5 protein-coding genes are annotated in these 16708 nt (G+C 68.7%); 4 read left to right on the top strand and 1 reads right to left on the bottom strand.

Annotated elements, in window-relative coordinates:
• Positions 1–13: 13 nt before the first annotated feature.
• Positions 14–379 carry a hypothetical protein gene (locus tag D9M09_RS26180; protein WP_070290341.1) on the bottom strand — a complete coding sequence of 122 codons (366 nt, stop codon included), beginning with the start codon at positions 377–379 and terminating at the stop codon, positions 14–16.
• A 259-nt stretch (positions 380–638) separates the two neighbouring features.
• Between D9M09_RS26180 and D9M09_RS26175 the strand changes: the two genes are divergently transcribed.
• The 4 genes from D9M09_RS26175 to D9M09_RS26160 all read left to right on the top strand — a co-directional run bounded on the left by D9M09_RS26175 (position 639) and on the right by D9M09_RS26160 (position 16625).
• Positions 639–1301 (top strand): secretin and TonB N-terminal domain-containing protein, encoded by a 663-nt coding sequence (locus D9M09_RS26175; protein ID WP_162995797.1) that lies wholly within the window; start codon positions 639–641, stop codon positions 1299–1301.
• 2 nt (positions 1302–1303) lie between these two features.
• Positions 1304–1861 carry an RNA polymerase sigma factor gene (locus tag D9M09_RS26170; RefSeq protein ID WP_121670718.1) on the top strand — a complete coding sequence of 186 codons (558 nt, stop codon included), beginning with the start codon at positions 1304–1306 and terminating at the stop codon, positions 1859–1861.
• Positions 1854–2801, top strand: coding sequence for a FecR family protein (locus D9M09_RS26165; RefSeq protein ID WP_121670717.1), 948 nt, complete (start codon positions 1854–1856; stop codon positions 2799–2801). The genes D9M09_RS26170 and D9M09_RS26165 overlap by 8 nt, the downstream gene beginning before the upstream one ends.
• Before the next feature lie 186 nt (positions 2802–2987).
• Positions 2988–16625 carry a filamentous haemagglutinin family protein gene (locus D9M09_RS26160; protein WP_121670716.1) on the top strand — a complete coding sequence of 4546 codons (13638 nt, stop codon included), beginning with the start codon at positions 2988–2990 and terminating at the stop codon, positions 16623–16625.
• Positions 16626–16708 lie beyond the last annotated feature (83 nt).

Below are 16708 nucleotides of genomic sequence, written 5' to 3'. Positions count from 1 at the left end.
GTTGACAAGCGCTTCAACGGGGCGGCAGCAGCGGGCTGGCGGGCGCGGGAGCCGGCGGGCGCTGCGGCGTGACGGACTTGCCGAAGGCATTGCCCATGCGGTGTTCGAGGGCGGCGCGGTTGTACAGCCCCAGCTGGTTCGATGGCCGCTGCATGATCGCTTCGGCGCCGGACAGGGCGGGCGGCGGCCGGTTCATGGTGTTGCTATTCGGCAATAATTTTTCATTCAAGCAAGACATTGATGGCGCGCGCTGGCCGTTCGCTTCCACTTCCACGCAGCCCTTTGGCGGCGCGGCGGCCTTCACGACGACGGTGTGCTCGTCCGCCTGCGCGGGCAGGGCGGCGCAGATCAACAGCAACAGTGATAACAGGCGTGCCATGGCGGCTCCCGGAGCGGTAAATAAGCGTCCAGCATAGCAAGGTCATGTGTCGCGGCGATGACACAGAGCGGGACGCGGGCTGGCGCCATGTCATGCAGTTGTCATTTTATGAAGCTACCATCCTGCCATTCTGCAGACAACATTGCAGTCAAGACACTTCATGAGCAGGATTTTTCGTTGCGTCCCCTGGAAAATGACACTAAGCCACCGCCGCGCCGCAAGGGGCAATGCCCTGTCCGCCTGCTTGCTGATGACATTGATGACATTGATGACATTCGCGCGGCCCGCTGCCAGTGCGGATGGCGCTGATGCCGGCGCGCACTCTACCCTGCGCTTCGACTTGCCCGCCCAGCCGCTCGACGCGGCCCTGGTGGCATTCGGCGAAGTGACCGGGTATTCCGTGCTCGTCAGCAGCCAGCTGGCGGCCGGCAGAGTGGCAGCGCCCGTGCGCGGCGACTACACGCCGGCCGAAGCGCTGCAGCGCCTGCTGGCCGGCACGCAACTGGGCGCGCGCTTCAGCGGCAGCAATGCGTTTACCTTGCTGGCGCTGGCCGACGCCCCGGCAGCGCCGGCGCCCTTGCCGGCCCAGGCCGCTCCTGCCGCGCCACCGCTGCAAGGCTATGCGGTCATCCTGCAGCGTTCGCTCACGCGCGCCCTGTGCCGCTTGCATCCGGACGCTTTCGGCCGCTACCGCCTGGCCTTCCAGTTGTGGCTCGACGAGCGGGGCAAGGTGCGCGCCGTGCACGTGCTGGAAGCGAGCGGTGTGGAACAGCGCGACAACGCCGTAGTGCAGCGCCTGCGCAGCCTGCTGATGGACGGCGCGCCACCGGCGGGCTTGCCGCAGCCGCTGACGATCCTGTTGACGCCGCGGCCCGACCCAGCTGCCGATTGTGCGCCCTACCTGCCGGCCGGAGCGACTTGAGCATGTCGGACTTGCTGAAAGCCACCTTGCGCAAGCTGTTCCTGGAACGCTATGGACAGTTTCGCCGCCACCTGCAGCGCCGCCTGGGCTCGGAAGACCTGGCCAACGACGCGCTGCATGAGACATATTTAAGAGTGGAAAAGATGACCGCGCCCGAAGCGATCAGCTACCCGTCCGCGTATCTGATGCGCATCGCCATCAACATTGCGGAAGATCAACGCCGCGACAATGCGCGCCTGCTCAGCCTTGCCGATATCGACGATCTGTACGAGATGGCCGACGAGCTGGCCGACCCGGCCCGCACCTTCAGCGCGCGCGCCGAACTGGAAGAACTGGAACGGGCCTTGCAGGAGTTGCCGAAACGCCGGCGCGCCATCGTCATCGCCGCCCGCGTCGACCAGTTGCCGCACCGCGACATCGCCGAGCGCTTCGGCATTTCCGCCCGCACGGTGGAGAAGGAATTGCGCGCCGGCCTCGAACATTGCTGCGAGCGCATGGGACGCGATTTCATTCAGCGCTTCGGTCCCGGCGCGGGAAAAACGTCTAAACATCATGATTGAACAAGCGGAAGACGACATGAGTGTCATCCAGAAGGAAGCGCAGGCATGGGTCGTGCGCCTGGCCTCGGGCCAGGTCAGCGAACGCGACGCGCAAGTGTTTCGCCACTGGTGCGCGCGCAGCCGCAGGCATGCGACGGCGTTTGCCGAGGCGCGCGCCGTGTGGGGCGCCATGGCGCCGGCCGCGCGCGCCGTCAAGCGGGCACAGGCGCCGGTGAATACGGCGCGGCGCGCCTGGCTGGGTGGCGCCGTGGCCGCCTCGCTGGGCTTGCTGGTGCTGCGCCCGCCGACGGACCTGTGGCCGGCCGTGGCGGGCCTGGCCGCCGACTACGCCACGGGTACGGGCGAGCAGCGCGAAGTGGCGCTCGATGGCGGCGTGCTGGTGCAGATGAATACGCAGACGCGCCTCGACGCGGCGCCCGTGCAGGACGGCGCCGCATCGCTGGTGCTGCTGGCGGGCGAGGCGGAATTCCAGGCCGGCCTGCGCGGTGCGGCGCGGGTGCGCGTGCAGGCGGGCGACGGCAGCGTGTCGGCCGGCAGCGCGCGCTTCAATATCCGCCTGTTCGGCCAGGAAGTGTGCGTGACGTGCCTGGCGGGCCGCTTGCGCGTGGCGCAGGCCGGCCACGATGCGGAACTGGCGGCGGGCCAGCAGCTGCGCTACCGGCCCGAGCATTTCGGCATTGCCCGCGCGGTGGCCAAGAGCGACGTCAGCGCGTGGCGCCACCGGCTGCTGGTTTTTAAACAAAGCACCCTGGCCGAGGTGGTGGACGAGGTGAACCGCTACCGTCCCGGCAAGCTGATCCTCAATGGCGACGCCTTGAAACAGACGCGCGTGCAAGCGAGCTTTTCGCTCGACCGCCTCGACGATGTGATCGCCCTGATCCAGGATGCGTATGGCGCGCGCGTGACGCGGCTGCCGGGCGGCATCGTGCTGTTCGGCTGAACCCCGTCTTGGCGCGCCAAGGCGGGGCGCCAATTATGACATTTTGATGACCTTTTGCAGTCCCGGACCTTGTTCCCTGTCAATGCTGCTGGAAGCCGCGAATCAGTGCCTGCCGCCCGCCCCGTGCGTGGTGCGCGCCGCCTCGCGATATCGGTCAGCAACGGAACATGAAAAGGGAATGTCGCCATGCAGCGAAGCAAGTCGGTCACGAAACAGGCATCCTCCTCCGCCATGGCGGGCAACCGGACCGGTCTCCCGGTGCGTCTGAAACCGCTGGCGCTGGCCATCGCCATGCTGCTGCAGGCGGGCGGCGCGCAGGCGCAGCAGCCATTCAGCGGCGCCTGGTTCGCGGGCAAGGGTGCGCAGCAGGGCACGGCCACCACCACGGGGCGCTTGCCGAATGGCCAGCCGGCTACCTCGCTGAACAATCCCCTGCTGCAGCAGCAAAAGGCCGAAGGCAAGCTGCAGCAATCGCTGAATAACCTGTTGCTGGCCGCGCGCGGCATCGCCGCCGAGCAGGCGGTGCAGGCGGCCGCGCGCCAGGCGGCGCTGGCGGCGGGCGGCGCGCCCGATGGCCTGGTCAAGGGCGGCTTGCAGGTCGACACGAACAGCCTGACGGCCGGCTGGCTCAATGCCCAGGGACCTGTGCAGACCCAGGCCGACGGCAAGACCGTCGTGAAGGTCGTGCAGACGGATGACAAGGCGATACTGAACTGGGAAAGTTTTAACGTCGGCAAGAACACCAGCTTGCAATTCGAGCAGAAATCGAACTGGTCCGTATTGAACCGGGTCAATGATCCGCTGGCGCGCCCCAGCCAGATCCAGGGCCAGATCAAGGCCGACGGCACGGTGATGATCGTCAACCGCAACGGCATTGTGTTTACGGGCAGCAGCCAGGTCGATACGCGCAACCTGGCGGCGGCCGCCATGGGCATGAGCGACAGCCAGTTCAAGAGCGGCCTGTACGGCAAGGCGCAGGGCACGGGCGCCGTGCCGACCTTCGCGAATGACTTGCTGCTGGGCCAGAATACCTCCACGCATGGCAAGGCCGAGGCGGACGTCGTCGTCGCCGCCGGCGCGCGCATCGACACGCGCAAGCCGCAAACGGTGACGGAAGGCGGCGGCTACGTGCTGCTGGCCGGCCGCAGCGTCGACAACGCGGGTGCCATCACCACGCCGAATGGCCAGACCACCCTGGCCGCCGGCGACGCCATCATCGTGCGCCCGGGCCAGGGCACGGACAAGAACCAGTACTCGAGCACGCGCGGCAATGAAGTCGAGATGCTGCGCGTGGCGGACAGCAAGGCGGGCAGCGTCGTCAACAATGGGCTGATCCAGGCGGCCGGCGGCGACATCACGCTGAGCGGCAACACGCTGCGCCAGGATGGCGTGCTGCTGTCGAGCACCAGCGTCAACGGACGCGGCAGCATCCACCTGGCGGCGGCGGGCGAGAATGCCGGCGTCACCCTGGCGCGCGGCAGCGTCAGCGCCATTGTCATCGACGACAACGGCGCCACGGCGCTCGACGTGCAGCGCGATACCTTGCTGAAGGACACGGGCAAGGGCACGGACACGCCGCAGGACCGGCGCGACCAGTCGCTGGTGCGCATCGTCTCCGCTGGCAATGTCGAGTTTGAAGGCGATTCGCTGACCCTGGCCACCGGCGGCCAGGTGCTGGTCGACGCGGCCCGCCGCAGCCACGTGGCGCGCGACGCCGCCATTGACGTCTCGGGCGCCGTCGGCGTGAAGGTCGACATGAGCAGCAACAATGTGCTGATCAACGTGCAAGGCAACGAACAGCGTGACGCACCGGGCAGCCGCGACGCGAAATACCTGAACAACAGCGACGTGTGGGTTGACCGCCGCGACCTGGTGCTGGTGCCGGCCGGCACGAATGGCTACGCCACGGACCGCTGGTACACGGCCGGCGGCTTGCTGGAAGTGAGCGGCTACCTGAACACCAGCGGCCACGGCATCGGCGAATGGGCGGCCCAGGGCGGCACCGTCGGCTTTGGCGGCGGCGAAGTGGTGACGCAGGCCGGTTCGCGCATCAACATCGCCGGCGGCTCGCTCGACGTGCAGACGGGCATGGTCAAGCAGACGTGGCTGAAGGGCGCCGATGGCGCGATGTACAAGCTGAGCACGGCGCCCGGCGACAACCTGTACACGGGCCTGTACCGCGGCTATGAAAGCACGCATGCGCGCTGGGGCGCGAACACGACGGAAACGTACGCGAATGCCCTGATCGGCCCGCGCGAACGCCTGGAAAACGGCTATACGGTGGGCCGCGACGCGGGCCGCCTGATCGTGTCCACGGGCGCCGCCGTGCTCGAAGGCGATATCGACACCTCCGTCTTCCAGGGCGAGCGCCAGCAGCGCAAGCGCGATGACGGCATGGACAGCTACAAGCAGGCGCAGACGGCGGCGGCGCGTGCCGGTCAATTGATCGTTGGCAAAATGACGCCCGTCTTCGATCCGAAGGCGGGCCAGCTGCGCGACAGCCCGCAAGCCGTGCTGGAAAAGGTGCAAATCGGCAAGGTGGCGGGCATCGCCGATGGCCAGCTGCTGGGCGAAGCCTTGCCGGCCGCGCGCAGCAAGACCTTGCAGCTCGATGCGGACTGGCTCAACGGGCTGGAATTGGGTGCCCTGAATATCTACGCCTACGACAAGCTCGACGTCAATGCCGACGTGCGCGTGGCCGATGGCGGCGACATCGCCCTGCACGCCACCGACGTGGCCATCAAGGCGAATGTCAGCGCGCGCGGCGGCAGCATCGCCGCCGGCGACATCGTCTCGCGCTACCTGGCGGGGGCGGGCGACGTATGGGCTGAAGGCAAGCTGGTGCCGGACAACCGTCCCACGGGAACGGCCGGTGTGCGCGTGGCGCCCGGCGTGCGCCTCGATGCGCGCGGCCTGTGGAGCAACCTGGAACTCGACCCGGGCGCGGTCGCCGGTTTGCCGTATGTGAATGGCGGCAAGGTTACCCTGAAGAGCTCCGGCGGCATCGACCTGACGGGCGGCAGCGTCATCGACGTCTCGTCCGGCGCCGCCCTGATGGGCAATGGCAGCCTGCAGGGCGGGCGGGGCGGCGACATCACCCTGGCCGTCGACCTGCCGACGGAGAAAGCGCCGACGGGCGCCATGCTCAAGCTCGACGGCGAATTGCGCGGCCATGGCGTGAAGGGCGGCGGACGCCTGGTCATCGACAGCGGCGCGGCCGTCAGCATCGGCGGCAAGCTGCAGGGCGGCGACGTGCTGGCGGCGGGGACCGGCGCTGCGCCAGGCCTGCGCCTGGCCGATGAATTCCTGATCGCCCGGGGCGAGAAGATCCCCTTCGATCTTGCGCTCAGCACCAGCCTGATCAAGCCGGGCCAGGTTTTGAGCAAACCCGTGACGGCGGACGTGTCGGTGCAGAAACCGCTGGTGCTGGGAGCCGACCTGCTGGTGCCGTCAGGCGCCTATGTCGTCACCGCCGGCGGCACGTCTGTCTACCAGGGTTCCATCGTTCGCGCCGGCAGCGTGCTGACAGCCGTCAACAACCTGCCGGTCGGTTTCGTGGTCTCGGCGGCGGTCTTTCCGAACGGCTTGCCGATCCCGCCGGTGACGACGCAGTATGCGGCCGGCAGCATCGCCACCGACGACCTGCGCGCGCCGCGCGGCATGCTGCTGCCGGCCGGCACGGTGCTGGGGCGCGACGTGACCGTCAAGCCGCTGCTGGCGCTGGACGCCAGCCTGTTCCAGAGCGGCTTTGCCGACTATGCCGTCACGGGCCGCGATGGCGTGGTGGTGGTCAAGGACGCGCACATCGACGTCACCATGCCCGTGCTGCGCTTTAATCCCGCCACCGGTCACACGGTGGCAGGCGGCACCGACCCGGGCGCCGCGCTGGAAGTGTGGACGCCGCCGCTGTACCAGGAGGATGCGCGCAAGGCCCGCTTGACGCAGCGTACCGGCGCCGACCTGTCGCTGACGGCCGGCAGCTCCTACGTGAAGGGAGCCCTGGCGGTGCAGGAAGGCGCCGCCATCAAGGTCGATCCGGGCCGCCAGATCAGCCTGACGGGCAATGACCAGATCACCATCGACGGCCGCCTCGACGCCTGGGGCGGCAAGATCGCCGTCCTGCCGGGCACGTTTGGCACGGGCAATGAGGTGGATGTGCCGAACGGCAAGGGACAAGCCACCTCGATCTGGATCGGTGACAAGGCCGTGCTCGACGTGGCCGGCCGCGCCACGGTCGCCACCGACATGCGCGGCGGGCGCTATGGCCGTGCCGACCAGGGCGGCAGCATCGAAATCGGCGCCCGCTACAAGGCCGATGCGGCCAGCGTCGACGCGGCCGATGCCTTTGTCGTCGTGCGTCCGGGCGCGCTGCTCGACGCCAGCGGCGCGCACGCCACGCTGGACTTGCCGCAGCAGGGCACCGTCAACGTGGCCGGCAACGGCGGTTTGATCTCGCTCAGTTCGTATAACGGCATCTTCGCCGACGGCACCCTGCGCGCGGCGGCCGGCGGCGCCGGGGCGGCCGGCGGCACCCTGGCGCTGGCGCTGGACACGCCCAATTATGGCAAGGTCAACCGCTACACCTTGCAAGGCGACAACGTGGACAACGCGGTGCGCGTGCCGCGCGAAATGCAGCTGGCGCAGGTGCAGGGCGAGAGCGCCTTGCCCGACGACTTGCGCGCCGGCCAGCAGGATGCGGCGCTGCGCTACGGCAGCGCGCGCCTGGGCGCCGACCGCGTGCAGGCGGGCGGCTTCGACAACCTGGCCCTGCACGTGAACGGCATGCTCAGCTTTGACGGCGACGTCAATCTGTCGCTGGGCCAGAGCCTGCGCCTGAGCGCCTCCTCGCTGGGGCTGGCGCAGCAGCCTGTGCCCGATGGCGAGGACAAGGCGGGCAGCCTCGCCAGCCAGGTGCATCTGGCGGCGCCGTATGTGCGCCTGGGGACGGCCGCGCGTGCGCAGAAGGATGACTACATCGTGCCCAATGCCGTGAAAGGCTCGAAGAACCTGGGCAAGGGACGCGGCATGCTGGGCGTGCCGCTGGTGGCCGAGGATTCCTTGCTGCAGATCGATGCGGGCATGCTCGACATCGCGGGCGAGGTCAACATGGGCACGCGCGGCACCATCGCGCAGAGCAGCGGCGCCGACCTGGTGGTCGAACGCGACGCCTTCGAGCAGCTGACCCTGAGCAGCCGCGGCGACATGCGCCTGTCGAACAGCGCCGCCCTGTACCAGCCCGGCAATGCCACCCTGGTGGCCGCGCAGATCTACCCGGCCACGGGCGACAGCGGCATGGTCACGGTGGGCCAGAAGAGCGGCATCGACGAATACGGCAATATCCGCGTCACGCTCGATCCCCTGCGCACGCTCAATATCGGGCGCAGCGGCGACGGCGCCATGCCGAACCAGCCGTTCTCCGTGTTCGGCACCCTGAGCCTGGTTGCGCCCACCATCAACCAGCATGGCGTGCTGCGCGCGCCGCTGGGCCAGATCAACCTGGGCGCCGAAGGCTTTGAAGCCAATACGGGCCGCGTCAATCTGTTGCCTGGCAGCCTGACGTCCGTCAGCGCGAAAGGCTTGACGATGCCCTACGGCGGCACGCTCGATGGCTTGAGCTACCTGTATGACGGCAACGATGTCGTCTTCAAGGGCGTGGGCAACGGCCCGGAGATCGCCTTGACGGGCGCCGCCATCGACGTGCAACAAGGCGCCGTGCTCGACCTGTCGGGCGGCGGCACCTTGACGGGCGCGGCCTTCCTGGCCGGACGCGGCGGTTCCACCGACGCGCGCCTCAATCCGCTGGTACAGATGAAGCCGAACGGCGGTTTCACCCTGCCCGGCCTGAACACCAACCCCGTGTACGCCATCCTTCCCGGCGTGCAGCCGGACGTGGCGCCTTTGACGGCCGAGCAAGGCGCGGGCAAGCCCGCCGTGGGACGTCAGATCACTATCGGCGCGGGCGTGCCCGGCCTGGCGGCCGGCACCTACACCTTGCTGCCCTCGAATTTCGCCCTGCTGCCCGGTGCTTTCCGCGTGGAACTGAATGGCCTGGCCGGCGCCGTCGAGGCGGGCGGCACGGTGGCCATGCGCAATGGCTCGTATGCGACGGCGGCGCAGACGGGCGTGGCCGGCACGGCGATCCGCGACGTGGTGGCGCGCCAGGCCATCCTCACGCCGGCCGACGTGCTGCGCACCTATTCCCAATACAACGAGACGGGCTATGCCGCCTTCGCCGTGGCGCAGGCTACGCGCGACGGCGTGCCGCGCGCCGCGCTGGAGCGCGATGCCAAGGGCGTGCGCGTGCAGCTGATCGCCCCGTCCGTGCACAGCGTCAAGGACAACCATACGCCGTTGATGATGGATGGCAGCGCCCTGTACGCGCCGACCGAGGGCGGCTTCGGCGGCTCCCTGCTGCTGGGCACGGGCAACCATGCGTCGACGCGCTACGAGGTGCTGGCCGACGGCACGGCGCCGCTGGCCGATTTCAATGGCGTCTCCGTGCATGCGTCGCAGATCAATGCCTTCGGCGCCCAGCGCGTGGGCATCGGCGGCTTGCCGCGCGTGACCTACAGCGACTTTGGCACGGGCAGCAACCAGCGCGCCAATATCGCCGCCATCAAGGAATCGGCGGGCGGCATCGTGCTGCGCGACGGCGCCGTGCTGAAGGCGGCCGAAGTGTTTCTGGTGACGGCGAGAAAAGACGACGGCATCATCCTGGAGCAGGGCTCCGGCATCAATACGCTGGGCCGCGGCAAGGCCGCCTGGGATTCCCGCGACGGCTATGTGTACGAGCCCATGGGCAGCGTGCTGGCCGTCTCGAACGGCTGGCTGGACATGCTGCCGGCCGCGCCGCCGTCGTCCGAATCGTATGGCCCCGGCATCATCGATATCGGCGCGTGTGCGAAGGCGGGCGGCGCCTGCGGCGGCAGCACCTCGCTGTATTCCGAGGGCACCATCGCCGCCGTGACAGAGCGCGCGTTTACCCTGCGCGACAACGTGCGCTACGGCACGCGCAACCTGGTGCTGGCGATGGGGTCGATCAATGTCGGCAGCGAGGCGTCGCTGGCCGACGCCAGCGCCCGAGGCGCCTTGCCGGACGGCCTGGCGCTGAACCAGGGCGTGCTCGACCGCCTGCTGCGCGGCGACACCAGCACGGGCGCACCGGCGCTGGAAAACCTGGGTTTGATGGCGCGCAATTCCTTCAATTTCTATGATTCGTCGCAACTGTCGACCATCGATGCGGCCACGGGCAAGTCGTCGCTGTCGCGCCTGGTGCTCAACACGCCCGCCATCTACGGCTATGGCGGCACGGACGCGCTGGCGCGCATCCACACGGACACCCTCGTGTGGCAGGGCGCGACGAATGCGCCCGGCGCCGTCGTCGCCAATGGCCCCGGCACGGGCAGCGGCCGCCTGCAGGTCGACGCCAGGCGCATCGAATTCGGCTTCACGCCGGACAGCCGTCCCGACACCATCCACAAGCTGGACCGTCTGGTGCTGGGCTTCGGCCAGGTGGCACTGAATGCCAGCGAACAGCTGACGGCCAACAACAAGGGCAGCCTGTCCGTCTACCAGTCGCAAAGCGCGTGGGATACGGCCACCAATGGCTACCGCTACAGCGGCGGCGATTTGCTGATCAACACGCCGCTGTTGACGGGCGCGGCCGGCTCCGTCAACCGCATCACGGCGGGCGGCGCCGTCAAGGTGAGCACACCGGCCGGTGCCGCCGCCGCCACGCCGACGAATGCGGCGCTGGCCGGTGCCCTGGGCGCCGAAGTGGCCCTCAGCGGCAACAGCGTCAGCGTGGATACGGCGGTGATCTTGCCGAGCGGAAAATTGACCCTGTCGGCCGAGCGCGATGTATTGCTGGGTGACAAGGCCAAGCTGGACCTGGCGGGCCGCAAGATCGATTTCTACGACACCAGCAAGTACAGCTGGGGCGGCGACGTGATCCTCGACAGCCGCGAGGGCGACGTGCGTCAGGCGGCCGCTTCCGTGATCGACGTGTCGGCCGTGAACAACCGCGCCGGCAAGCTCAGCGTAATCGCCACGGGCGAGGCGGCCGGCACGGCCGACTTGCGCGGCAGCCTGCTGGGCGGCGCCAGCGGCAGCTATGACGCGGGCGGCACTCAGGTAGCCTACGCGGCGGGCGGCCTGGAGCTGCGCGCCCAGCATGTCGGCGATTTCGCCGGCTTGAACCAGCGCCTGAACACCGGCAAGGTATTCGGCAGCCGCGGCTTCCAGCTCAAACAGGGCAATCTGGCCATCGGCGACGAGCTCAAGGCGCGCGAAGTGAGCGTCTCCGTCGATGGCGGCAGCCTGACGGTGAACGGCCGCATCGACGCCAGCGGCGAACAGGTGGGCAGCATCCGCCTGGCCGGCCGCGACGGCGTCACCATCCAATCCGGCGCCGTGCTCGATGCGCACGGCACGGTGCTGCGCACGGACAGCTATGGCCAGGTGATCGAGGCGCCGAACCGCGCCGTGATCGAACTGGCCGCGCCTGGCGGCCGCCTGACCCTGGAAAACGGCGCGCGTTTCGACCTGCGCAGCGGTGACAAGGGCGGCAACTACGGCAGCATCGACCTGAACGCGCGCCGCCTCGGCGGCGCCACGGGCGACGACATCGACATCGACGCGGCCGGCGCGCTGAACATCGCCGGCGCGCGCACGATCAACGTCAATGCCTTCTGGCAATACAAGGATGCGCCAGCGGGCACGGGCAAGGATGCGGACGGCCGCAGCTACCAGGGCATCAACCAGGCTTACCTGAACGAGAAACACGCGGACAGCCAGGCCTTCATGGCCAATGCGCTGGCGAACGGCAACTTGATGAACAACAAGCTGCGCGGCTTGCGCGGCGACGCCAATGCTTTCCACCTGCGCCCTGGCGTCGAGATCGTCAGCGCCACGCCGGGCGGCGACCTGCATATCGATGGCGACATCGACCTGTCCGGCCACCGCTATGACGGCGTCAATCCGCTGGCGCGCCTGAGCGGCGTGTACGGCTCGGGCGAGGCCGGTGCGCTGGTGCTGCGCGCCGGCGGCAAGCTCAGCGTCTTTGGCAGCATCACCGATGGTTTCGATACCAGCGTCCTGCCCGTCACGATCGATGACAAGGGCTGGCAGCTGGTGAAAGGCCGGTTGCCGTGGGGCGGCGAGGTCGTCGTGCCACAAGCTGGCCTGGTGACCCTGGCCGAAAACACCTATTTCAAATCGGGCACGAGCGTCAATTTCGCCGTGCCGATGAAAGCCATGGAGTTGCGCAGCGGTACCTTGCTGGCGGCGCGCGCCACCTTGACGGCGGAGTTGAACTTGCCTGCAGGCAGCGTGCTGGGCGGCGCCGTGCGCAATGCCGACGGCAGCGTGCTGTACGCGGCCGGCACCGTCTTGCCGAAGGCGCTGACTTTATCGAGCGGCATGCAGCTCGATGCCGGCCTGCGCCTGCCTGGCGCGGCCCGGGTGGCGGCCATGGTGTGGCCGGCGAACGTGGCCCTGCCTTTCCCGGAAGGCCGGCCGTGGGACGTGGCCGATGGCACGAATGCCGTCAATGGCGTGGTGCTGGCCTCGGCGCTGGCGCTGGACAAGGGCAGCGTGCTGCCCGCCGGCACCGTGGTCAGGCTGCCGGGCGACGTCACCATGGTGTCGCTGCGCAGCGCGGATGGCAGCGGAAGCCAGGGCCGCAACCTGGCGCTGGCGCCCATGCTGGCCCAGGGTTCGCAAGCGTGGTCGCTGCGCCTGGTGGGCGGCGCCGATACGGCGGCGGCCGACACGCGCGCGTTGAAACCGCATGCGAAGGACGCCCATCTGATGCTGGCCGATACGCATTACGGCCTGGACGCGGTGACTTCCATCGTGCCGGGCACGGGTTCGCCGGCCAAATATATCTTCAGCGAAGCGGCTCTCCTCGAAGGATATCCCGAAGGCGAGGTTGACATCAGCTGGTTTGGCGACGAGGCAAACATGCTGGAAAACTATGGCTATCTGGTGGTCAAGGTGGCCGACGGCACGCCGCCTGAGAAGGTGACCAGCGTGGAGCCGGCGCGCCAGCCCCTGTTCAGCGTGCTGCGCACGGGCACGGGCGACCTCGATTTGCTCGCCGCGGGCGACTTCGACATGCGTTCGCTGTATGGCGTCTACACGGCGGGCACGCAGTCGGCCTCGCCGCTGGTCGGCGGCAAGGATCTGTTCAACCTGCCGCGCGGCCTGAACGCCAAGGGCCATCTGCTCGGTGCGCTGGGCACGGACTTTACGCCGTTTGTCGATGGCGGCAGCCGGAGCCTGTACCGCGCCTGGTATCCCGAGCATGGCGGCAATCTGCTGCTGCGCGCCCAGGGCGACGTCAAGGGCGATACGCTGGGCACCTCCACGCAACGCCGCGAGGATGCCATCGGCTGGCTGCGCGCGCAGCAGGACACCAGCGACATCGGCACCTGGCTGTGGCGCCAGGGCAGCGGCAGCACGGGGGGCGGCGTGCCGACGGCATGGTGGATCAATTTCGGCACCTATGTCGCGCGTCCCGAAGGCGTCGACCTGTTCTCGGGCTTGCCGGGGCTGTCGGGCTTTACGGGCATCGGCACCCTGGGCGGCGGCAATCTGCTGTTGCAGGCGGGCGGCGACGCCGGCATGCTGGCCTCGCGCGCCGATCCGGGCGGCGAGTTCGCGCCGCGCAGCCAGGGCCTGAACGTGGCCGTGGGCAGCACGGGCAGGGTGACGCCGGACGGCAAGCTGCTGCTGACGGGCGGCGGCGACCTCGATATCCGCATCGGCGGCGGGCTGAACCCCGTGGCCGAGGTGCGCAGCTTCGACCGCAACGGCGACTTCGCGAATGCCGATACGCGCTTCGAGCGCCAGTACCCCACGCTCAACAGCACCTTCACCAACCTGCGCGGCGCGCTGCGCCTGGAGGCGGGCGCCGTGGGCGGCATCGAATTGCGCTTCGACCGCGCCGATCCGACGGAATCGCGGCCGTACGAAACCTACACGGCGGGCACGGCGATCGCCAGCGGCGGGCCGATCCTGGTGCCGGGCGACAGCGGCGTGCGCATCGATGCGCGCGGCGACGTGGTGCTGGGCGGCGTGGCCGATGCGGGCCGCGTGAAGCAACTGGGCTATGGTTCGCCGTTCAGCTACCAGGGCGTGGAGCGCACGGGCGAAGGCTGGAGCTGGTTCTCGCTGTGGACGCCGGCCACGGCCATCGACCTGTTCAGCGCGGGCGGCAACCTGACGCCCACCTCGTCCTGGATCAATGCGATGGCCGGCGACAACCACGCGCCGACGGACGGGCGCTTCGTCATGCCATCCGTGCTGCGCGCCGTGGCCGCCAGCGGCAGCTTGTACTACGGCAATGCCAGCCTGGGCAGGCTGGGTGATGGCGGCAAGGTGGACATGCCGCAAAACGGCGTGATCCTGGCGCCGTCGCCAGTGGCGCCGCAATTTGTCAGGACGGGCACGGGGCAGCTGGAAATGCTGGCCGCCGACTCCATCCATGCGGCCGGTTATCCGATCACGCCATCGGGCGCCGACCCGCGCCTGCTGCCGAATCCGTTCAATCCGGGCTTCGTCGGCGCATTGGACAAGGTCTGGTTTGGCCTGCTGCCGCTGCATAACGTCAGCGCCGATGCGCTGGCGCCGGGGCCATTGAAATGGTTTGGTACGACGTCGAATGGCGCCAGCGATGCCAATCAGCAAGTGTATCCGCTGTTCAGCATGACCCCGCCGACGGTCTCCGACTATGTGCCGGCAGGCCAGTTGCCCGCGCACTTCTATGCCAACAGCGGCGACATCGTCGGCCTGCGCACGGGCGGCATCGTGTACCGGGCGAAGCTGAAGGGCGAAACGGGCCCGCTGGGCCTGTGGTACGAGGGCGGCGGCGCCGTGGCCGTGCGTGCCGGACGCGACATCGTCAACTCCGGCACGCCGCTGGGAACGGTCGAGAGCGTGCCGGACGGCGCGGCGGGATGGACCGGCCAGCCCTTTGCCAACAGTCCCGAGCTGCCGGAAAAGCCGGTCGTCTTCGGCAGCTCGTCGGCGCGCGGCAATCTGTTCGTGCACCGCCATGCCGATGACGTTTCCGTCGTCAGCGCCGGGCGCGATATCCGCTACAGCACCTTCTATGTGGCGGGGCCGGGCCAGCTCAATGTGAGCGCCGGGCGCGACCTGTACATGGCCGACAAGGCGGAATTGCGCAGCCTCGGCTCCATCGTCAATGTCGGCCAGGACAAGCGCGGCGATGGCGCCGGCATCAGCGTGGCCGCCGGCGTGGGCCGCAACGGTCCCGACTATGCGGCCTTCGCGGCGCGCTACCTGGACCCGGCCAAGCTGGCCGATCCAAGCAAGCCGCTGGCCGACCAGGCCGGCAGCGCCGTGTATGTCTACGGCGGCAAGCTGACCCTGGCCGACTGGCTGCGCGGCCAGTTTGCCTACAGCGGCGACGAGGCGGGCGCTGCCGCCTTCCTCGGCACGAAGCAGGCCGAGCTGGAGAAAGCCGGCCAGCAGACGGGCGGCGTGCGGCGCGACCTGGCGCGCGAATACGCGCAGGTCAGCCAGCTGCACCTGGTGAACTGGCTGACGACGCGTTTTGGCGGCGACAGCGGCCTGGGCATCCGCTACGACCCGGCCACCGATGCGCGCAGCTTCTTTGCCGCCTTGCCGAAGGAACAGCAGCAGGTGTACCTGAGCAATGTCTACTTTGCCGAGCTGAAGGCGGCCGGACGCGAGTACAACGATGCGGACGGCGCGCGCCGCGGCAGCTATCTGCGCGGCCGCGAAGCCATCGCCACCCTCTTCCCGGCGCAGGACAAGGCGGGCAAGAAGATCGAGTACCAGGGCGATCTGACGATGTTCAGCAGCGCGCTGTACACCGTCAGCGGATATGGCGGCGTGTTCACCAAGCGTCCCGTCGCGGGCGTGCGCTACCTGAGCCCGCAGGAATGGGCCGAGGCGGGCCGTCCCGACTACAACGTGCCTTACGTGACCGTCAATGATGCCGGCATCCACACGGATTTCGGCGGCGACATCGGCATCACGGTGCCGGGCGGCCGCGCGCTGATCGGCGTCGACGGCGGCTATGCGCCGGGCGAAGGCTCGGGCGTGCTGACGCAGGGACAGGGCGACATCCAGATGTATGCGAAAGACAGCATCCTGCTGGGCCAGAGCCGCATCTTTACTACCTTCGGCGGCAACATCCTGGCCTGGTCGGCCACGGGCGACATCAACGCGGGCCGCGGCACCAAGTCCACCGTCGTCTACACGCCGCAGCGCCGCGCGTACGACAGCATCGGCCTCGTCAGCCTGTCGCCGAGCACGCCGACGACGGGCGCCGGCATCGCCACGCTCAATCCGATCCCGGAGGTGCCGCCCGGCGACATCGACCTGATCGCCCCGCTGGGCACCATCGATGCGGGCGAGGCGGGCATCCGCGTCTCGGGCAACGTCAACCTGGCGGCCCTGCAGGTGGTGAATGCGGAAAACATCCAGGTGCAGGGCAAGTCCACGGGCGTGCCAACCGTCGCCTCGGTGAACGTGGGAGCACTGAGCAATGCCAGCGCGGCCGCGACGCAGGCCGTGACGGCGGCGCAGGACGTGCTGCAGCGCGAACGGGCCGCCACGCGCCAGGCGCAGCCATCGTTGTTCACCGTGAAAGTGTTGGGTTTTGGCAACGAGCAGGCGGATGAGGGCGGCACCGGCAAGCAGCAGGGCGGCGAGCCGCACGCGTCCAGCTACCAGCCGGCCGGCGTGGTGCAGGTGCTGGGCGCGGGACCGTTGACGGCGCCGCAGCTGCAGGCGCTCACGCCGAACGAGCGGCGCGGACTGCAACCGTGAGTTTTATGAACATTTGATGACATTCGGCAGTCGTCGCGCGCGGCGGCTGTCTAGGCATCAGTAGATGAACATCAGCAACAAAA

It is taken from the genome of Janthinobacterium agaricidamnosum (assembly GCF_003667705.1).
Lineage (GTDB): Bacteria > Pseudomonadota > Gammaproteobacteria > Burkholderiales > Burkholderiaceae_D > Janthinobacterium.
The sequence above is the reverse complement of the archived record's forward strand: the minus strand, read 5'-3'. Positions and strand labels throughout refer to the sequence as shown.

Bases quoted from the DNA above. Each gene is read 5' to 3' on its own strand.
- D9M09_RS26180 (WP_070290341.1), bottom strand. From the start codon at position 379: ATGGCACGCCTGTTATCACTGTTGCTGTTGATCTGCGCCGCCCTGCCC.
- D9M09_RS26175 (WP_162995797.1), top strand. From the start codon at position 639: ATGACATTGATGACATTCGCGCGGCCCGCTGCCAGTGCGGATGGCGCT.
- D9M09_RS26170 (WP_121670718.1), top strand. From the start codon at position 1,304: ATGTCGGACTTGCTGAAAGCCACCTTGCGCAAGCTGTTCCTGGAACGC.
- D9M09_RS26165 (WP_121670717.1), top strand. From the start codon at position 1,854: ATGATTGAACAAGCGGAAGACGACATGAGTGTCATCCAGAAGGAAGCG.
- D9M09_RS26160 (WP_121670716.1), top strand. From the start codon at position 2,988: ATGCAGCGAAGCAAGTCGGTCACGAAACAGGCATCCTCCTCCGCCATG.